We start from the raw sequence: 18,355 nt of genomic DNA on the forward strand, positions 1-18,355 counted from the left end.
GCTCAGACGCCGACGGCGACGACGGCGCCGACCGGCTGCCCGTGGCCGAGCACGGGCTGGTGCTCGAGCACGGAGAGGACCTCGTCGCTGCCGACGCCGATGCGGCGCAGCACCGCGGCCAGCACGACGCTGCGGGCGCGCGAGGAGCCGTCGGCGACCTTGACCGCGATGCCGCGCCCGTCGGACAGACCGACGGCGTAGACGGCCTCGGCGCCGTCCTTGGCGACGAGCCCGTCGACGCCGCGGATGAGCGCGGTGACGTCGCGGTGCGTGCCGCCGAGGTACTCCGGGAAGTCGCGGATGGCCGTCGCGATCTTCGCCTCCGGCCCGTCCGTGGCAGCCGCGAGCCGGCCGAACGACAGCGCGAGGGCGCGCAGCGGCACGGCGTGGATCGGGGCGCCGCAGCCGTCGACGGCGACGGCGCTCGGCTCGGCGCCGGTCAGCTCGCGGACCGTGTCGGTGATGGCGACCTGGAGCGGGTGGCTCGCGTCGCGGTAGGTGGCGAGGTCCCACCCGTTGAGCACGCAGGTCGCGAGCATCGAGGCGTGCTTGCCGGAGCAGTTCTGCACGATCGACTGCTTGGGGCGACCGTCGGCGATCCAGCCGATCCGCGCCGCGTCGTCGTAGGGGTAGTCCGGGGTGTTCTGCAGGTCCGTCTCGGCCAGTCCGGCCCCGGCGAGGATCTCGCGGGCGGCCTCGATGTGGAACTCCTCGCCCGAGTGGCTCGCGCAGGCCAGGGAGAGCAGCCGGCCGTCGGTCGCCAGGCCGCTGCGCACCATCGCGAGCGCCTGGAGCGGCTTGCTCGAGCTGCGGGGGAAGACCGCTCCGCTCGAGTCGCCGATCTCGAGCTCGACCGAGCCGTCCGGCGCCGTGACGACGGCCGTGCCGTGGTGCACCGACTCGACGAACCCGGCACGCACCACGTGCGCGACGATCGGGGCGTCGGTCAGGGCCGCGCTGACGGACGCGGGGGCGGGGACGGACGAGGGCGCGAGGTGATCGGACACGTCCCGCAGTATGCCGGAGCGACGCAGCAGGGCCGCCACCCCTGTCGGGGTGACGGCCCTGTCGCGCAGCCTGCGGCCGGGCGGGACTCAGCTCGTCGAGCTCGTGCTCGTGCTGGGGGTCGAGCTCGAGCTGGAGCTCGTCGTGCTCGAGCTGGCCGTGCTCTTCTTCGCGGTCTTCTTGGCCGGGGTGGCCTTCTTCGCGGCGGTCTTGGCGCCGGCGGTGGCGCTCTTGGCCGCGCCCGCCGTCGTGGCGGTCGCCTTCTTCGCCGACTTCTTGGCCGCGCGCTTGGCCGGGGCCGCCTTGCGGGCGACCGTGGCCTGCGGGTCGTCGGTCGTGGCGGAGCTGCGGGCGGCGACCTTGCGGGTCGTCGTGGCCTCGACCGCGTTGTCCTTGCGCGTGGCGGCGGCCTTCTGCGCGGCCGACTTGCGGATGGCGCGCTGGTGGGCGGCGGTGCGCTTGGCCGGGACCGGAGCGGCGGCGGACTCGACGGCGTCGACCGAGGCCTCGACCTGCGAGCCGATCTTCGAGGCGTCCTTGGCGACGACGTCCATGAGGCTCTTGGCGACCTTCTCGCCCTCGGTGACGGCCGTCTCGGCGACGCGACGCCCACGGGTCACGGTGGCGGTGCCGCGCTCGCTGAGGTCGAACGCGGTGCGCTCACCCTGGGCGCGGAGGTCGGTGACGACCTTCTCGCCGCGCGCGGCGGCGGCGTCGTACTGGTCCTTCGCGTTGCTCGCGATGACGAGACCCTCGTTGATCACGCGGGCCGGGAGGTCCTGGGCCTGCGTGACGAAGCGCTCGGCGTACGTCGTCGCGAGCTTCTGGAGCTCCGCGGTGCGGTTCTGGAGGTCGGCGATGCGCTTCTGGAGGTCCTTCTGCAGCTGGTTCGCCTCCTTCTTGGCGCCCTTGCGCAAATCGGCACCCTTGGCCTGACGGCGGGCGACCTCGAGCTGCTCGCCGGCGGTGCGGACCGTGTCGATCGCCATGTTCGCGGCGCCGACGACGGCGTAGAACGGCGTCGGGTCGACCTGGACCTCGGGCATGCGGCCCTCGACCTGGACGAGCTGGCCGCGGACGTCGGCCACGGCGGCCTCGGCCTGCTTCTGCGCGTCCTTGACGGCCTGGGTGATCTTCTTGCTGAGTGCCATCTCAGTTCTCCTTCTCGGTGGACTCGGTGAGCTCTGGGGTCGCGGCAGCGGTCGTGCTGCGCGACGGTCGCCGGCGTGGTGCTGCCGGCGTATGCGTGGTGCGCGGTGTCGTGGCAGGTGTCGTCTCGCCGCTGCCGACGAACGAGACGTAGATGTCGACGAGCACCGCGCGCTGGCGGTCGGTGAGGACCGGGTCGGCGGCGATGGCGGAGAGGACGTCCGGGGCGGCGGCAGGGTCACCCTCGGTGGCCCGCTCGTCGAGGATGCCGGCACGGACGTAGAGCGACTCGGCGGAGACCTGCAGCCCCTTGGCGATCTGCTGCAGGATCTCGGCGCTCGGGCGCTTGAGCCCGCGCTCGATCTGCGACAGGTAGGGGTTGGAGACACCGGCCATCTCGGCGAGCTGCCGCAGCGACAGCTGGGCGCTCTCGCGCTGCTCGCGCAAGTAGGCCCCGAGGTCGGGTAGCGGAAGCTTGCTCATGACTCCATTGTGCTAACTAGAGCAAGCAAAATGCAAACTCTGGGCAGCGTGAGACGTCCCACACCGCTCCGCACCGACACCGGGGACGCGGTCAGCGGGTGCGGCGGTCCTTGACCGAGAGGGCCTCGCGGGCCTCGGTCGTCGTCATCGGCGGCCGCTGCATCAGGGTCGCGAGCTCGGCGGCCCGAGCCACGAGCTCGCTGTTGTGCACGACGGCCCGGCCCCTGGCATACATCAGGTTGTCCTCCATGCCGACGCGCAGGTGCCCGCCCGCCGAGAGGGCCGCGGCGACGATGGGCAGGTGCGCGCGGCCGATGCCGGTGGCCGACCAGCTCGTCACCTCGGGCGGGAGCATCGCGACGCCGGCGAGCAGGGCCTGCGGCGTGCCGGGCATCGAGCCCGGCACCCCGGTGACGAAGTCGACGTGGACCTTGCCGCCGAAGGGCAGGCCGCACTCGTCGATGAGGCGGCGCAGCGCGTGCACGTGGCCGAGCTCGAACAGCTCGAACTCCGGCACGATCTCACGCTCCTGCGCCTGGCGGTAGAGGTCGACCATGAAGCCCCACGGGTTGAGGAAGACCCCGTCGCCGAAGTTCGTCGTGCCGCACGTGAGCGAGCACGAGTCGGGGTCGGCGTCGAGCACGGTGAGCCGCTTCTCGAGCGGGTCGGTGATCGCTCCGCCCGTCGACAGCTGGACGACGAGGTCGGTGGCCTCGCGCACGCCGTCGACGGCCTCCTTGAGGAAGGCCGGCTCGAGGGTCGGCTGGTGCTCGCGGTCACGCACGTGGATGTGGATGAGCGCGGCCCCCGCCCGCTCGCACGCGACGGCGGTCTCGACGAGCTCCTCCGGTGTCGTCGGCAGCGCCGGCACGTCGGCCTTGGCGCTCTCGGCGCCGGTGGGCGCGACGGTGATCAGGGTGCTCGCGACGCTGCGTGCGGGGCTCATGCGGCTCATCCTGCCAGCGCCGGAGCCGTCGTCGGTCAGGGCGCGACGATGACCGTCTGCGACGCCGAGAGGTCGTCGACGAGCAGCTCGAGGGTGGGGTCGGTGTTGCGCTTGATGACCGCCAGGGCGATCGGGCCGTCGACGTGGTGGCGACCGACGGAGGTCACGCGACCGACGACCCGGTCGTCGACCCGGACCTCGCTGCCCTGCGCCGGCAGGACGTGCCCGGAGCCGTCGAGGTGGAGGAAGACGAGGCGCCGCGGCGGACGGCCGAGGTTGTGGACGCGGGCCACGGTCTCCTGGCCGCGGTAGCAGCCCTTGTGCAGGTGCACGGCGGTGCGGAGCCAGTCGACCTCGTGCACGATCGTGCGGTGGTCGGTCTCCTGCCCGAGGCGGGGACGCCAGGCCGCGATGCGCAGCGCCTCGGCGGCCCAGAGGCCGGCGAGCGGCCGATCGCCCACGGCTGCAACGAGATCCGTGCGCGGGACGAGGACCTCGCGCCAGGCACGCTCGGTGCCGGGGTGGTCTTCGACGGGGCCGTAGGCCGTCGTGTCGCCGACGAGGTCGGGCCACGGGTCGCGCCACGCGAGCGGCTCACCCTCGACCGACTCGTTGGCGTGCGGCTCACCGAGGACGGCCCAGTCGTCCGTGACGAGGGCGACCTCGACGCGGAGCATGAAACGCATCTTGTCGAGCCAGTCGGCGAGCGCCTGCCCGGCGCCCGGCTCGGTCGTGATCCACGTCGTCGTGCCGTCGTCGACGAGGTGGAGCGAGTGCTCGACGTGACCCTTGGGCGTCAGCACGAGGGCCTCACGCGACTGGCGCGGCTCGAGGCCGAGGAGGTGCTGGGTGGTCAGCGAGTGCAGCCAGCTGAGCCGGTCCGGTCCGGTGACCGTCACGACGTCGCGGTGCGAGAGGTCGACGACCGCGAGGCCCTCCTCGAGGAGGCGCTGCTCACGCATCGGGTCGCCGTAGTGGATCGCGACGGAGGCCTCGACCCCTTCGCCGGCCACGGCACCGGGGCGCGCCAGCAGCGGGCTGGTCGTCGCCGGTCGGGTGGGCAGCTCCACGTCGCTCATGCTGGGAGGAACGCTCACGGCATACGCCTCATTCCGTGGTTCCCGGGCTTGGCGTGCGTCACTCGACGCGCTTGAGCGTGGCCGACACGTGGCTCTGGAGCTCCTGTCCCACGGCCGCCATGTCCATGACCCAGAGCAGGTTGGACTCGACGAGGCCGTACATGCGGGTGGCCGCGTTGTACTCCTTGGCGCCGGGCGCGCGCAGGACGCCGTCGGTCTTGAGCTGGATCTTGGCCGGCTCGATCTTGCCGTAGTAGAGCTCGAGGATGCCGGTCGGGTGCGCGAGCAGCAGCTCGACCTCGCCGTTCTCGAGCGGGCGCCAGAAGCCGGACTCGACTGCGGCGGGGCGCACCTTGGCGCCGTTCTCGGAGTCGAGGATCCAGGCGCGGCTCTCCCACTTGAGGAAGCCCCGCCCGTCGTGGGTCACCTCGACCTCCTGGCCGAAGTGCGCCGACTCGATCGTGGGGTAGCCCACGACGCCTGCGCCCTCCCAGCGTCCGATGAGCCAGGCGAGGGGTCGCAGCGGCTCCGGGATGTCCTGGTCGAGGTTGAACATGCGCCCGATCGTAGCCTGATCCCATGGACTCCCCCGCACGCTCGCTCGTCGTCAAGGTCACCGCCGGAACCGAGGCGCCGGAGCGTCTCTCGCAGGCCTTCACGGTCGCCGCGACCGCCGTCGCGAGCGGCGTCGACGTGTCGCTCTGGCTGACGGGCGATTCGACGTGGATGGCCGTGCCCGGCCGCGCCGAGGAGTTCGAGCTGCCGTATGCCGCCCCGCTCGTGGAGCTGCGCGACGCGGTTCTCGCGGGTGGCCGGCTCACCGTCTGCACGCAGTGCGCGGCCCGGCGCGAGCTCACCGAGGACCAGCTCGTCGAGGGCGCGGTCATCAAGGGGGCGACCGTCTTCGTCGAGGAGGTCATGGCTCCGGGCGCCCAGGCCCTCGTCTACTGACCCCGCCGCCCACCGTTCGAGGTGATTCCGCCGCGGCAACCACGGCGGGTTCACCTCGAACGGGTGGCGGCGCGTCATGTGAGGACGGAGAAGAGGCGCACGACGGCGCCGACGACGAGCACCGAGCCCACGCCGGCCCCGACCTGCCCGCGCACCGTCAGCATGGCCGGCTGGAGGGCGAGCACCCGCCGGAACGACCACGACACCGTGCCGGCCGCCGCCCCGATGCCGAGGGACTCGAGCAGGCCGACCTCGACGAAGCCTGACGCCGCGACGACCGCCGCCAGCACCGACGCCGCGAGCGCGACGAAGCCGAGCAGGGGCGCTGCCACCCGCACGCCGGAGAGCAGGTCGGTGACGACGGCAGCTCCGACGGCCGCCATCGCCACCACGGCGACGGCCTGGCCGCGCGCGGTGTCGGCGGCCACGACGGCGGTCGTGCCCGAGGCGATGACGACCAACCCACCGAACGACGACAGCAGCGTGAGCACGAGACCCTCGCGGCCGGTGCGCCGGACGAGCTGGCCGAAGAAGGAGAGGACGATGCCGAACGCCACGGCGGCCGGCACCCAGAGCAGGTCCTCCCGCAGGGCGCTCAGCACGATGGCCACGGACGAGGCGGCGAGCACGACGGTCGTCGCCGTCGGCGTCCACGAGCCGGTGAGCAGCGGCCACCCCCAGGCCACCGCGAGGGCGAGCACGAGGGTCAGACCCAGCGTCGCGGCATACCCCGAGTCCTGCGCCACGAGCAGCGCGACCGCGGCCACGAACGTGGCCGCGATGCTGACCCAGCGGACGCGGTCGGCGGCCACTGGAGAGAGCGGGAGGTGGAGCGACCCGCCGGCCACCGAGCCGCCAGAGACGTCGGGTCCGGGCAGGGCCGCGTTGTCCTCAGGCACGGGGCCATTGTGCATCACCCGCCGGCAAAGGGCGGCAGCACCTCGACCGTGCCGCCGTCGGGCACCGGCTCGTCGCGGCCCACGGAACGCCCGTCGAGCAGGAAGGTCGCCACGGCGGCCACGCGGGCGAGATCGGGGTGGGCGGCGACGGAGGCGTCGACGACCTGGCCGACGGTCGCACCCGCCCGCTGCTCGCTGTCGGTGCCGGCCGCGGCACGGGCCGCGGCCCAGTAGCGCACGGTGACCGTGCGCGACTCGGGTGCACTCGGGGGCATCTCACTCCGTCTCATCGTTGGCGCTGTCCGGTTCGCTGGTGACCAGTCTCGCCTATCCTGCATGAGATGGCCCGCCTGCTGCTGCTCACCAACGCGCTCGCCCCGAGCGCCGAGGTGCTGCCTGCCCTCGGGCTGCTGAGCCACACGGTGCGCATCCTGCCGGCCGAGGCCACCGCGCTCGTCGACTCGCCCGACTGCGACGTCGTCATCGTCGATGCGCGGCGGGAGCTGGCGAGCGCACGCTCCTTGTGCCGGGTGCTGCGCACCACCGGGATCGGCACCCCGCTGCTGGCCGTCCTCACCGAGGGCGGCCTCGCTGGTCTCACGGCCGAGTGGGGCCTCGACGACGTGCTGCTCGACTCAGCCGGGCCGGCAGAGGTCGACGCCCGCCTGCGCCTCGCCATGACCAAGGGCCAGGACGACGACGCCGACCTGGACATGCCGATCACCTCGGGCGAGCTCGTCATCGACGAGTCGTCCTACTCCGCGAAGTTCCGCGGGCACCCGCTCGACCTCACCTACAAGGAGTTCGAGCTCATCAAGTACCTCGCCCAGCACCCGGGCCGCGTTTTCACGCGCGCCCAGCTCCTGCAGGAGGTCTGGGGCTACGACTACTACGGCGGTACCCGCACCGTCGACGTGCACGTGCGGCGCCTGCGCGCCAAGCTCGGGCCCGACCACGAGACCCTCATCGGCACGGTCCGCAACGTCGGCTACCGCCTCGTCCCCGACCGGGCCGACTCCCCGTCCACCGAGACCGCCGACGCCTGAGCGCGGCTCCCGCCTGCGCCTGAGCGCGGTCGAACGCACGGTCCCGGGCTCACCGACGCAAAAGGATGCCGCCCGGCTCGGTGAGCCGGGCGGCATACCCCTGTTTCGCCTGGTGCGTCCTGCGTCAGCTGCCGGAGATCCGGTTCAGCGAACCCGGCGTGTAGCCAGTGGGGTTGAAGGACGTCAGGTAGTTGGCGAACGCGTCGATGTCGAGGCCGCCGTAGTAGACGTTGCTGCCCTTCAGGAAGCTCGGGAAGCCGTCGCCGCCGCCCTGCAGGAAGTTGTTCGTCACGATGCGGTAGGACTGGGTGTCCACGAGGGGGCTGTTGTTCAGCGTCACCGGGCCGAGAGTCGTGCCGGAGTAGCTGTACGAGAAGCCCTTCGAGACCTGGAGGATCTTCTTGCCGCTGCCGGCGTTGCTGCCGGTCCACTGCTGGTTCAGGATCTCCTTGATCTGCGCGCCGGTCAGCGTCATCGACACGAGATAGTTGTTGAACGGCTGGACCGTGAACGCCTCGTCGTAGGTGATGTCACCGGGGGCCTCGCCGTAGGGCGAGGTCGCGTACGTCAGGTCGGCGCGGATGCCGCCCGGGTTCATGAACGCGATCACCGGCTTCTCGCCGCCCGTGACGACCGACGGGTCGGCGAGCTGGGCGTCGGCGATGAGGTCGCCGAGCTGCGACTCACCTCCGGCGTTGATGCCGGCCCCGCCCTTGAGGACGTCCTGCGTGATGTGGCCGATCACCTTCGAGGCGATGGGACGGACGAGCTCCTTGTACTGCTCGATGAGAGCGGTCTGGATCGGGTCCTTCACGTCACGGCCCACGATCATGTTCGTCGCCTCGACGGTGCCGCGCAGGATGTCCCGCGTCTGGAAGTTGTACTTCAGCGTGGTCTCGGTGAAGAGCCGGCCGAACGACGACGCCGACGTGACGAGACGGTCCTTGCCGGCCGGGTCCGGGACGTTGCAGACGTACGGCTGGTGGGTGTGACCGGAGACGATCATGTCGATCTCGGGGTCCAGGCCCTTGGCGATCGGCAGGATCGCCGAGTCCTCGGTCAGGTTGCCGCCACCCTGGCACGTGTAGTCGTACGTCGGGTTGGCGAGGTAGGCGTTGCCACTCGTCGGGTTGGTCCACGGCTGCTTGGCCGGCGTGCCGCCCTGGTGGATGAGCACGACGATGGCCTTGACGCCCTTGCTGCGGAGCACGGGCACGAGGGCGTTGGCGGTCTTGACCTCGTCGGTGAACTCCAGCCCGGCCACGCCGGAGGCGGTGACGATGTTGGGCGTGTCCTTGAGGGTCATGCCGATGAAGCCGATCTTGGCGCCGTTGACGTTCTTGATCGAGTAGGCCGGCAGGATCGTGTTGCCCGAGGACTTCTCGATGACGTTCGCCGCGAGGATGTCGTAGCTCGCCCCCGGGAAGGATCCGGTCGGGCAGGAGTTCTGGTTGTTGGCGCCGTCACCGTCGTTGATGCACCCGCCGTCGGCGAGGCGCTGGATCTCCTTGTAGCCCTCGTCGAACTCGTGGTTGCCCACCGAGGTCACGTCGAGGCCGAGCTTGTTCATCGCGAGCACCGTGGGCTCGTCGTGGAAGGCCGCCGACAGCAGGGGCGAGGCGCCGACGATGTCTCCGGCCGCCACGGTCAGCGTGTTTGGGTGGCCCTTGCGCGCTGCTTCGAGGTTGGACGCGAGGTACTCGGCGCCACCCGCGTCGACGGTGACGTCGGCCGGCTCGTCGGTGTTCTTGTCCTTGTCGACGTCGGCGGTGTCGGGGGCGTGGCCGACCACGATGCGCCCGCTCGACCCGCTCGGCGGCTCGAGGTTGCCGTGGAAGTCGTTGAACGACAGCAGCTGGATGTCGAGGACCCCGTGCGGCCCCTTGACACCCTTGGCCGCGCCATCGCCTGCTCCGCTGCCACTGCTGGCGATCGCGGGCGCCGCGGCCATCGCGAGTGCGGCGATGCCGGCGATGGTGACGCCCGTCAGGCGGCTTGTCCGTCTGGACATGGTCTCCCCTTGCTCATTGGTGGTGATCGGTGCTCCTGGCACCCAGTGGGAGGCTAGTCCCGGATCGGTGCCGAGTGGGGGTTCGCGGGTGAAGGACTGGTGACGATCGCGAGTCTCCCCGGACCGCTGTGGTGGAATCGCGGTATGCCGCGCCCGACGGTCGCCCTGCGCGACGCGACCACCCCGCTCACCGCCGACGAGTCCTCCGCCGTGCTCGCGCTCGCCGAGGAGGCCGCGTCGGTCGACGGCTCGCAGGCGCTCTCGGAGCAGTTCCGGCTCTCCGCGCGGTCGCGCGAGCACGACGGGGTCGACCACCTGCTCGCGACCGACGCCGAGGGCGCGCTCGTCGGCTACGCCCAGTCCCGCACGGGCGAGGGACCGGCGTCGGCCGAGCTCGTCGTCTCACCCGCAGCCCGCCGGTCGGGCGTGGGCACGGCGCTGCTCGCGAGCCTGCCGGACGGCATACGCGTCTGGAGCCACGCGACGGGAGCAGCGGCCGACGCCGCGGCCGCGTTCGCCCGCGCCAAGGGCCTCGTGGCCGTCCGCTCGCTCCACGTCATGGGCCGCTCGCTGCAGGAAGGGCCGTCGTGGCCGGCCGCGTCGCTCGACAAGAGGTATGCCGTCCGCTCCTTCGAGCCCGGTCGCGACGAGGACGCGTGGCTGGCCCTCAACGCCGCGGCCTTCGCCCACCACCCCGAGCAGGGGTCGCTGCGTCGGGCCGACCTCGACCAGCGCATGGCCGAGCCGTGGTGGGACCCGGCCGGCCTGATCCTCGTCGTCGAGGCGGACGCCCCCGACGTGCTCGCGGCCTCGCACTGGACCAAGGTCGACCCGCCCGGAGGAGACGTCGGTGAGGTCTACGTCGTCGCCGTCTCCCCCGACCGCCAGGGCCAGGGACTCGGCCGGGCCGTCACCGTGCTGGGCCTCGACCACCTGCGCTCGCTCGGCCTGGACCGGGTCGTGCTCTACGTCGACGAGGACAACGTCGCCGCCGTGCGCACCTACGCCGCGCTCGGTTTCGTCGACGTCGAGGTGCATCGGCAGTACGCCCGCGAGGACGCGCCGGACACGGCGTCCGAGGCCCCGGTCGCACCGGTCCCCGGCTGAGACGAGTTCACCCCGAGGCCACCTATCGGTGCCACGATGGGCGCATGAGCACCGGCAGCCTCACCACCCCCGACCTCGACGAGCAGGATGCACCGGCCGCGGCCGAGCGGGGCGCCGCACCCGAGGAGCCGACGAGCGAGCCGTCGGAGGTCAGCTCGTTCACGAGCACCGTCCCGACGCGGCGCGTGCCGGCGCGGGCGGCCAACGGCCGCTTCGTCGGGGCGCCCGGCCAGGGTGCCGAGGAGGACGACCTGCCGCCCGACCGCTACCTCGAGCGGGAGCTGTCGTGGCTGCAGTTCAACGAGCGGGTGCTCCAGCTGGCCATGGACCCGGCCGTGCCGCTGCTCGAGCGGACCCGCTTCCTCGCGATCTTCGCCAACAACCTCGACGAGTACTTCATGGTGCGCGTCGCCGGGCTGAAGCGCCGCATCGCGACCGGCCTCGCGGTGCGCACGGCCGCCGGGCTCGAGCCCCGCGAGCTGCTCGAGCGCATCGCCCGCCTCGCCCACGAGCTGATGCAGCAGCACGCCGGCGTCTTCCAGCACGACGTGCGCCCGTCCCTGGAGGACGAGGGCATCACCGTGGTGCGGTGGGACGACCTCGACGAGGACGACCGCGAGCCGCTGCACTACTTCTTCGCCGACCGCGTCTTCCCGGTGCTCACGCCGCTCGCGGTCGACCCGGCGCACCCGTTCCCCTACATCTCCGGGCTGTCGCTCAACCTCGCCGTGCTGCTGCAGAACCCCAAGACCGGCACCGAGCACTTCGCCCGCGTCAAGGTGCCGCCGAGCCTGCCCCGCTTCATCCTCGTCGAGGAGGACGTCGACGCCGACGGCGAGCGCAAGCGCTTCGTGCCCCTCGAGGACGTCATCGCCAGCCACCTCGACCAGCTCTTCCCCGGCATGCTCGTGCAGGAGCACTTCTCCTTCCGGGTCACCCGGAACGAGGACCTCGAGGTCGAGGAGGACGACGCCGAGAACCTCCTGACCGCCCTGGAGAAGGAGCTGACCCGGCGCCGCTTCGGGCCGCCGATCCGCCTCGAGGTCGAGGACGACATCGACCCCAAGGTCCTCGACATGCTCGCCCGCGAGCTGCAGATCAGCGACCGGGAGATCTACCGGCTGCCCACCCCGCTCGACCTGCGGGGCCTGTTCACCATCGCCGACGTCGACCGCAGCGACCTCGAGTTCCCGAAGTTCTTCCCGCGCACGCACCCCGACTTCGCGCCGACCGAGAGCGCCAAGGCCATCGACCTGCTCGCCGCGGTCCGGCAGAAGGACGTGCTCGTCCAGCACCCCTACAACTCGTTCTCGACGTCGGTGCAGGCCTTCATCGAGCAGGCCGCGAACGACCCGAAGGTCCTCGCGATCAAGCAGACGCTCTACCGCACCTCGGGCGACTCCCCCATCATCGACGCCCTCATCGACGCCGCCGAAGCGGGCAAGCAGGTGCTCGCCGTCGTCGAGATCAAGGCGCGCTTCGACGAGGTCAACAACATCTCCTGGGCCCGCAAGCTCGAGGAGGCGGGCGTCCACGTCGTCTACGGCGTCGTCGGCCTCAAGACCCACGCGAAGCTCTGCCTCGTCGTGCGCCAGGAGTCCGAGGGCCTCGTGCGCTACTGCCACATCGGCACCGGCAACTACAACCCCAAGACGGCGCGCGTCTACGAGGACTTCGGCCTCTTCACGACCGACCCGCAGGTGGGCGAGGACCTGTCGCGCCTCTTCAACCTCCTCTCGGGCTTCGCGCCCCGGAGCAAGTTCAAGCGCCTGCTCGTCGCGCCCCGCTCCGTGCGGTCGGGCCTGATCGACCTCATCGACGAGGAGATCGAGCTCCACGAGTCGCGCCGCGAGGGCGCACCGGCCGGACGCATCGTCATCAAGGCCAACTCGATCGTCGACGAGGCGCTCATCGACGCGCTCTACCGGGCGAGCATCGCCGGCGTCCGCGTCGACATCTGGGTGCGCGGCATCTGCGCGCTGCGTCCCGGCGTCGAGGGGCTCTCGGAGCACATCCGGGTCCGCTCGATCCTCGGGCGCTTCCTCGAGCACTCGCGGGTCTTCTGGTTCGACCACGGCGGCGACCCGCAGGTCTACATCGGCAGCGCCGACATGATGCACCGCAACCTCGACCGCCGGGTCGAGGCGCTCGTGCGCATCGCCGACCCCGGCCACATCGTCGAGCTGGCCGACCTCATCGACCTCGCGTTCGCCGACACGACCTCGCGCTGGGACCTCGGCTCCGACGGGCGTTGGGTGCGCCATCACCTGTCCGACTCCGGCGAGCCGCTCGACGACCTGCAGGCCAGGCTCATCGAGCGGCACGACAAGCGGCGCCGCAAGGCACGCCGTCGCTGACCGGCATACGACCACCCCATCAGGCAGACTGGCGCCCGTGGCCTCTGTGATCCCCGCCGCCGGCACGCTGCCCTGGCGCCGTCGCGACGGACGCCTGGAGGTCGCTCTCGTCCACCGGCCGAAGTACGACGACTGGTCGTGGGCCAAGGGCAAGCTCGACCCCGGTGAGCACGCGTGCGTCGCGGCGACCCGCGAGACGCTCGAGGAGACCGGTCTCGTCGTGCGGCTCGGGGTGCCGCTGCCGCCGGCGGAGTACCCCGTCCTCGACCATACCGGCGGCCCGGCCACGAAGAAGGTGCACTACTGGGCGGCCCGCGTCACAGGAGGCACCGGGGCGCTCGAGCACGAGATCGACGAGGTCGCCTGGGTCGACGTGCGCACGGCCCACGACCGCCTCGACTACGCGCGCGACCGCGAGCAGCTGCTCGCGCTCGTCCGCGCCGGCCGGGCCGACGAGCTGCGCTCGTGGCCCATCGCGTTCGTCCGCCACGCCAAGGCGACCCCGCGCGGCAAGTGGGACGGCGACGACCGCAAGCGCCCGCTCGACGCCGTCGGACGCGCACAGGCCGCGACGGTCGCGGCCGTGCTCGACGCCTACGGCGTGAAGCGTGTCGTCTCCTCGTCGTCGACCCGCTGCGTCGCCACCGTCGAGCCGTATGCCGTCAGGAACGGCCTGCGCCTGCGCACCCGTGACGCGCTCTCCGAGGAGGGCTTCGCCGAGAGCGAGGTCGGCGCCGTCGCACAGGTGCAGCGCCTGCTCGAGCGTGGCGACCCCGCCGCGCTGTGCAGCCACGGGCCGGTGCTGCCGACCCTGCTCGGCCTGCTCCACGCCCGGGTCTCCTCCTCTCCCGAGCGCGGCGACCTCGTCGCCGAGCAGCTGCGCGCCGCCGCCGACGAGGCGATGCACAAGGGCGAGGTGCTCGTGTGCCACCTCGTCGGACGCGGCGAGGACGCGCGCGTCGTCGACGTCGAACGCATCGACACCTGAGGCCCGCCCGAACCCTTCATCGTGGGCCGGTCCCGGGCGGGCCGCATCCCGAGGTGACGCCCCGCCCCAAGACGTCGCCCCTCGTTCACCCTGCGTTAACCGCACGTGGACCGCTGGTCATCCTGCGGACCTATGTTCGCCGTGGATCACCATCCAGCAACGTCGCTCGGATCTGACCGACCGACCACCAGGAACACCCCATCGAGAGGGATCACACTCGTGTCTGTTTCGCGTATCAGCGCTCTCGGCGCCATCGCCCTGTCCGGCGCTCTTGCGCTCTCGGCCTGCGCGTCCGAGAACAACGGCGCCACCCCCGGCGCGGGCTCCACCGCGGGCGGCTCGACCGCTGCGGGCGACTGCTTCAGCGGCGACCTCAAGGCCGAGGGCTCCTCGGCGCAGAAGAACGCCATCGACGAGGCGATCAAGGCGTACCAGACGAACTGCGCCGACGCCAACATCGACTACCAGCCCACCGGTTCCGGTGCCGGCATCAAGCAGTTCATCGCCAAGCAGGTCGACTTCGCCGGCTCCGACTCGGCCCTGAAGACCGAGCCCAAGGACGGCAAGATCGAGGCCGACGACGCCAAGGCCTCGTGCGGCTCCGATGCCTGGAACCTGCCCATGGTCACCGGTCCGATCGCGATCGCCTACAACGTCAAGGGCGTCGACAAGCTCGTGCTCGACGCCGAGGTCGCGGCCAAGATCTTCGACGGCAAGATCACGACGTGGAACGACCCGGCCATCGCGGCGCTCAACAAGGGCGTCACGCTGCCCTCGACGCCGATCAAGGTCTTCTTCCGCTCCGACGAGTCGGGCACGACCGAGAACTTCACGAAGTACCTCAAGGCCGCCGCTCCCGACGCCTGGTCCTACGACACCGGCAAGAAGTGGACCGGCAAGGGCGAGGGCAAGGAGAAGTCGGCCGGTGTCGCCACCGCGGTCAAGGGCCAGGACGGCGGCATCACGTACGTCGAGCTCTCCTACGCCCAGCAGAACCAGCTGCCGATGGCCCAGATCGACACCGGCTCCGGCCCCGTCGAGCTGACCGCCGAGTCGGCCGGCAAGACGATCGCCACGGCCAAGCAGACCGGCACCGGCAACAACCTCGCGCTCAAGATCGACTACGCCACCAAGGAGGCCGGGGCCTACCCGATCGTCCTCGTGACGTACGAGATCGTCTGCTCGAAGTACGCCGACGCCGAGACGGGCAAGAAGGTCAAGAGCTTCCTCAAGTCCTTCGCCTCCGACTCCGTCCAGAAGGGCCTCGAGGCCAAGGGCTACGCCCCGCTGCCGGCCGAGGTCGCCACCAAGGTCCAGACCGCGGTCGACGCGATCTCCTGAACCTCCGCCTGACCCGGACGGAGCGATCCGACCGGATCGACCACGCAGGGGCGGGCGCCGCAACCGGCGTCCGCCCCTGCGCCAGTACCACCCGAACGAAGGAAGAGGCCTCCACGTGTCCACAGTGACCGGCGTGTCCGCCGCGGACCAGGCTCCCGGGCCTGACGGGAAGCAGCCCCTGCAGGGCGACCGGGCATCCACCGGCCGTTTCGGCGACCGTCTCTTCGGCGGCGCCGCGACGGTGTCCGGTGTCGTCGTCATCGCCCTCGTCAGCCTCATCGCGGTCTTCCTCGTCGTGCAGGCCGTGCCCGCCCTGATGAACAACTCGGAGAGCTTCTTCACGAGCCGGGTCTGGGCACCGGGCGGCGAGAAGCCGGCCTTCGGCATCCTCGAGTTCCTCTGGACGACGGTGACCGCCTCGACCATCGCGATGCTCGTCGCGGTGCCGGTCGGGGTCGCCGTCGCCCTCTTCATCACCCAGTACGCGCCCACCTGGATGCGTCGTCCGGCCGCCGGCCTCGTCGACCTCCTCGCGGCCGTGCCGTCGATCGTCTACGGCCTCTGGGGCCTCATCGCCTTCGCGCCGGTCTTCAAGCCTGTGCAGGGCTGGATCGAGAGCGCCCTCGGCTGGTTCCCGCTCTTCGCGCCGACCGGCATCAGCGGCGGCACGATCTTCTTCATCGGCATCGTGCTCGCGATCATGGTGCTGCCGATCGTGACCGCGCTCTCGCGCGAGGTCTTCGACCAGACGCCCATCGCCCACAAGGAGGGCGCGCTCGCGCTCGGCGCCACGCAGTGGGAGATGATCCGCACCGCGGTGCTGCCCTTCGGCCGTCCCGGCGTCATCTCCGCCTCGATGCTCGCCCTCGGCCGTGCGCTCGGCGAGACGATCGCCGTCACCTTCCTCGTGTCGGCCCTCTCCGACGGCAGCCCGTGGACGTGGTCGCTCTTCAACGGCGGCGAGACGTTCGCCTCGAAGATCGCCAACAACGCGGCGGAGTTCAGCAACCCGGGCAAGACGGGCGCCTACATCGCGGCCGGTCTGGTCCTGTTCGTGCTGACCTTCGTCGTCAACAGCATCGCCCGCGTCGTCATCGAGCGCAGGAAGGCCTTCACCGAATGAGCACCGCCACCGACCGCCGCGTCCCTGACGACCAGGTGGCTCCGGGCGAGCCCGTGACGCCCCCGGGCGGCCGGCCGGGCCGCGACGCGCTCTCCGAGATGAGCCACCCGCACCGCGGCCGCATGGCCAAGGACGTTGTCGCTCGGATCGTCATGTGGGCCGCCTTCGCGCTCGCCATGGTCCCCCTCGTGTGGATCCTCGGCACCGTCATCGGCAAGGGCTTCCACATGCTCACCACGGCGACGTGGTGGACCGGCAACCAGCGCAACATCAACTCCGACGACTTCGGCGGAGGCGCCCGGCACGCCATCGAGGGCACCCTGACGATGGTCGGCTTCACCGCCCTCATCGCGGTGCCGATCGGCATCCTCACGGCCGTCTACCTCGTGGAGTACGGCCGCGGCCGGCTCGCCAAGGCGATCAGCTTCACCGTCGACATCCTCTCGGGCGTGCCGTCGATCGTCGCCGCCCTGTTCATCTACGCCGTGTGGGTGACGACGTTCGGCCTCGGCCGTTCCGGCTTCGCCGCGGCGCTCGCCCTCGTGCTGCTCATGATCCCCGTCGTCGTGCGCTCGACCGAGGAGATGCTGAAGCTCGTGCCCAACGAGCTGCGGGAGGCGGCCTACGCCCTCGGTGTGCCCAAGTGGGTCACCGTCGTCAAGGTCGTGCTGCGCACGGCGTTCTCCGGCATCGTCACCGGCGTGCTGCTCGGCATCGCCCGCGTCATGGGCGAGACGGCGCCGCTGCTGATCCTGGCGCCGTACACGAAGAACTTCCAGCGCGACCTGTTCAACGGCAACTTCCCGACGCTGCCGATGATGATCAACCAGGACCGCGGCGACTTCGCGCTGTCCACCGCCGCCGAGCGCATGTGGGGCGCCGCCCTCACCCTGATCATCCTCGTCCTGCTGCTCAACGTCATCGGCCGGGTCATCGCGCACTTCGGCTCGGTCAAGAAGTAAGAGAAAGCGAACCCCCTGACATGGCAAAGCGAATCGACGTCACCGACCTCAACGTCTACTACGGCGGCTTCAAGGCCGTCGAGGGCGTCTCGATGACGGTCGAGCCCCGGTCCGTCACGGCCTTCATCGGCCCGTCCGGCTGCGGCAAGTCGACCTTCCTGCGCACGCTGAACCGCATGCACGAGGTGATCCCCGGCGGCCGCGTCGAGGGCAAGGTCATGCTCGACGACCAGGACCTCTACGCCAGCTCGATGGACCCCGTCACCGTGCGCCGCACCATCGGCATGGTGTTCCAGCGGCCCAACCCGTTCCCGACGATGTCGATCTACGACAACGTCGCCGCGGGCCTGCGCCTCAACGGCGTCAAGAACAAGAAGACGCTCGACGGCATCGTCGAGACCTCGCTCAAGGGCGCCAACCTCTGGAACGAGGTCAAGGACCGCCTGAACAAGCCGGGTGCCGGCCTCTCCGGTGGCCAGCAGCAGCGCCTCTGCATCGCGCGTGCGATCGCGGTGCAGCCGCAGGTGCTGCTCATGGACGAGCCGTGCTCGGCCCTCGACCCGATCTCGACGCTCGCGATCGAGGACCTCATCAACGAGCTCAAGAACGAGTTCACGATCGTCATCGTCACGCACAACATGCAGCAGGCGGCCCGCGTCTCGGACCGGACGGCCTTCTTCAACCTCAAGGCGACCGGTGAGCCGGGCCGTCTCGTCGAGATCGGTGACACGACGCGGATCTTCAACAACCCGACCGAGCAGGCCACCGAGGACTACATCTCCGGCCGCTTCGGCTGAGGGTCGTCGAGGCTCGCAGGCCCGCGGGCTTCGCAGCGACGCAGGAGAAGTGCCCACCCGAGGTCTCGGGTGGGCACTTCTCTTATGCCGTGTGGCGTTTGCCGTGTGGCT

The 18,355-nt window shown here is 71.1% G+C and carries 18 protein-coding genes; 9 read left to right on the forward strand and 9 right to left on the reverse strand.

Going from position 1 to position 18,355, the window contains the following annotated elements:
* Positions 1–2 precede the first annotated feature (2 nt).
* From IEY30_RS13540 to IEY30_RS13565, 6 genes are all read right to left on the reverse strand, one after another.
* Positions 3–1,007: an asparaginase gene (locus IEY30_RS13540; RefSeq protein WP_052358636.1), complete on the reverse strand. Its 1,005-nt coding sequence runs from the start codon at positions 1,005–1,007 to the stop codon at positions 3–5.
* Between the two features lie 87 nt (positions 1,008–1,094).
* On the reverse strand, positions 1,095–2,156 hold the full coding sequence (locus IEY30_RS13545; protein WP_030199655.1) for a hypothetical protein: 1,062 nt from the start codon (positions 2,154–2,156) through the stop codon (positions 1,095–1,097).
* Position 2,157: 1 nt separating this feature from the next.
* Complete coding sequence (locus IEY30_RS13550; RefSeq protein WP_043416873.1) at positions 2,158–2,637, reverse strand: helix-turn-helix domain-containing protein; 480 nt, start codon at positions 2,635–2,637, stop codon at positions 2,158–2,160.
* A 91-nt stretch (positions 2,638–2,728) separates the two neighbouring features.
* Positions 2,729–3,583, reverse strand: coding sequence for a beta-keto acid cleavage family enzyme (locus IEY30_RS13555; RefSeq protein ID WP_030199649.1), 855 nt, complete (start codon positions 3,581–3,583; stop codon positions 2,729–2,731).
* A 35-nt stretch (positions 3,584–3,618) separates the two neighbouring features.
* Positions 3,619–4,662 (reverse strand): CAF17-like 4Fe-4S cluster assembly/insertion protein YgfZ, encoded by a 1,044-nt coding sequence (ygfZ, locus tag IEY30_RS13560; protein WP_030199648.1) that lies wholly within the window; start codon positions 4,660–4,662, stop codon positions 3,619–3,621.
* 58 nt (positions 4,663–4,720) lie between these two features.
* Positions 4,721–5,218 carry a heme-binding beta-barrel domain-containing protein gene (locus IEY30_RS13565; RefSeq protein ID WP_030199640.1) on the reverse strand — a complete coding sequence of 166 codons (498 nt, stop codon included), beginning with the start codon at positions 5,216–5,218 and terminating at the stop codon, positions 4,721–4,723.
* A gap of 23 nt (positions 5,219–5,241) precedes the next feature.
* On the opposite strand from IEY30_RS13565, the gene IEY30_RS13570 reads away from it, so the two are divergent.
* Entirely contained in the window at positions 5,242–5,613 is a 372-nt protein-coding gene (locus IEY30_RS13570) for a DsrE family protein (RefSeq protein ID WP_030199638.1), read from the forward strand.
* A gap of 74 nt (positions 5,614–5,687) precedes the next feature.
* Here the strand turns inward: IEY30_RS13570 and IEY30_RS13575 are convergent, their stop codons facing one another.
* A complete protein-coding gene (locus tag IEY30_RS13575) occupies positions 5,688–6,512 on the reverse strand; it encodes a hypothetical protein (protein ID WP_229675001.1) in 825 nt (274 codons plus the stop codon).
* Positions 6,513–6,526: 14 nt separating this feature from the next.
* Complete coding sequence (locus tag IEY30_RS13580) at positions 6,527–6,787, reverse strand: MoaD/ThiS family protein (protein ID WP_188960148.1); 261 nt, start codon at positions 6,785–6,787, stop codon at positions 6,527–6,529.
* Positions 6,788–6,853: 66 nt separating this feature from the next.
* Between IEY30_RS13580 and IEY30_RS13585 the strand changes: the two genes are divergently transcribed.
* The gene (locus IEY30_RS13585; protein WP_030199630.1) at positions 6,854–7,558 is read left to right on the forward strand and encodes a response regulator transcription factor; all 705 of its coding nucleotides are present in this window, start codon (positions 6,854–6,856) and stop codon (positions 7,556–7,558) included.
* 124 nt (positions 7,559–7,682) lie between these two features.
* Here the strand turns inward: IEY30_RS13585 and IEY30_RS13590 are convergent, their stop codons facing one another.
* The gene (locus IEY30_RS13590; RefSeq protein WP_030199621.1) at positions 7,683–9,569 is read right to left on the reverse strand and encodes a bifunctional metallophosphatase/5'-nucleotidase; all 1,887 of its coding nucleotides are present in this window, start codon (positions 9,567–9,569) and stop codon (positions 7,683–7,685) included.
* A gap of 144 nt (positions 9,570–9,713) precedes the next feature.
* Here IEY30_RS13590 and mshD point away from each other — a divergent pair, with 144 nt between their 5' ends.
* The 7 genes from mshD (at position 9,714) to pstB (ending at position 18,244) form a co-directional block, all read left to right on the forward strand.
* Positions 9,714–10,676: a mycothiol synthase gene (gene mshD / locus IEY30_RS13595; RefSeq protein ID WP_030199617.1), complete on the forward strand. Its 963-nt coding sequence runs from the start codon at positions 9,714–9,716 to the stop codon at positions 10,674–10,676.
* A gap of 44 nt (positions 10,677–10,720) precedes the next feature.
* Positions 10,721–13,033 carry an RNA degradosome polyphosphate kinase gene (locus IEY30_RS13600; RefSeq protein ID WP_030199614.1) on the forward strand — a complete coding sequence of 771 codons (2,313 nt, stop codon included), beginning with the start codon at positions 10,721–10,723 and terminating at the stop codon, positions 13,031–13,033.
* 37 nt (positions 13,034–13,070) lie between these two features.
* Complete coding sequence (locus IEY30_RS13605) at positions 13,071–14,021, forward strand: NUDIX hydrolase (protein WP_030199610.1); 951 nt, start codon at positions 13,071–13,073, stop codon at positions 14,019–14,021.
* 219 nt (positions 14,022–14,240) lie between these two features.
* The gene (pstS, locus tag IEY30_RS13610; RefSeq protein ID WP_030199608.1) at positions 14,241–15,362 is read left to right on the forward strand and encodes a phosphate ABC transporter substrate-binding protein PstS; all 1,122 of its coding nucleotides are present in this window, start codon (positions 14,241–14,243) and stop codon (positions 15,360–15,362) included.
* Positions 15,363–15,477: 115 nt separating this feature from the next.
* Positions 15,478–16,485: a phosphate ABC transporter permease subunit PstC gene (gene pstC / locus IEY30_RS13615; RefSeq protein WP_030199607.1), complete on the forward strand. Its 1,008-nt coding sequence runs from the start codon at positions 15,478–15,480 to the stop codon at positions 16,483–16,485.
* A complete protein-coding gene (gene pstA, locus IEY30_RS13620; RefSeq protein ID WP_030199606.1) occupies positions 16,482–17,447 on the forward strand; it encodes a phosphate ABC transporter permease PstA in 966 nt (321 codons plus the stop codon). Before pstC ends, pstA begins: the two co-directional genes overlap by 4 nt.
* Positions 17,448–17,467: 20 nt before the next feature.
* Positions 17,468–18,244: a phosphate ABC transporter ATP-binding protein PstB gene (gene pstB, locus IEY30_RS13625; RefSeq protein ID WP_030199602.1), complete on the forward strand. Its 777-nt coding sequence runs from the start codon at positions 17,468–17,470 to the stop codon at positions 18,242–18,244.
* Positions 18,245–18,355 lie beyond the last annotated feature (111 nt).

It is taken from the genome of Terrabacter tumescens (assembly GCF_014646815.1).
GTDB lineage: Bacteria > Actinomycetota > Actinomycetes > Actinomycetales > Dermatophilaceae > Terrabacter > Terrabacter tumescens.

Excerpts from the sequence above, each read along its gene's own strand:
- IEY30_RS13545 (WP_030199655.1), bottom strand. The coding sequence starts at position 2,156 with ATGGCACTCAGCAAGAAGATCACCCAGGCCGTCAAGGACGCGCAGAAG.
- IEY30_RS13550 (WP_043416873.1), bottom strand. The coding sequence starts at position 2,637 with ATGAGCAAGCTTCCGCTACCCGACCTCGGGGCCTACTTGCGCGAGCAG.
- IEY30_RS13555 (WP_030199649.1), bottom strand. The coding sequence starts at position 3,583 with ATGAGCCCCGCACGCAGCGTCGCGAGCACCCTGATCACCGTCGCGCCC.
- ygfZ (WP_030199648.1), bottom strand. The coding sequence starts at position 4,662 with ATGAGCGACGTGGAGCTGCCCACCCGACCGGCGACGACCAGCCCGCTG.
- IEY30_RS13565 (WP_030199640.1), bottom strand. The coding sequence starts at position 5,218 with ATGTTCAACCTCGACCAGGACATCCCGGAGCCGCTGCGACCCCTCGCC.
- IEY30_RS13570 (WP_030199638.1), top strand. The coding sequence starts at position 5,242 with ATGGACTCCCCCGCACGCTCGCTCGTCGTCAAGGTCACCGCCGGAACC.
- IEY30_RS13580 (WP_188960148.1), bottom strand. The coding sequence starts at position 6,787 with ATGCCCCCGAGTGCACCCGAGTCGCGCACGGTCACCGTGCGCTACTGG.
- IEY30_RS13585 (WP_030199630.1), top strand. The coding sequence starts at position 6,854 with ATGGCCCGCCTGCTGCTGCTCACCAACGCGCTCGCCCCGAGCGCCGAG.
- IEY30_RS13590 (WP_030199621.1), bottom strand. The coding sequence starts at position 9,569 with ATGTCCAGACGGACAAGCCGCCTGACGGGCGTCACCATCGCCGGCATC.
- mshD (WP_030199617.1), top strand. The coding sequence starts at position 9,714 with ATGCCGCGCCCGACGGTCGCCCTGCGCGACGCGACCACCCCGCTCACC.
- IEY30_RS13600 (WP_030199614.1), top strand. The coding sequence starts at position 10,721 with ATGAGCACCGGCAGCCTCACCACCCCCGACCTCGACGAGCAGGATGCA.
- pstA (WP_030199606.1), top strand. The coding sequence starts at position 16,482 with ATGAGCACCGCCACCGACCGCCGCGTCCCTGACGACCAGGTGGCTCCG.
- pstB (WP_030199602.1), top strand. The coding sequence starts at position 17,468 with ATGGCAAAGCGAATCGACGTCACCGACCTCAACGTCTACTACGGCGGC.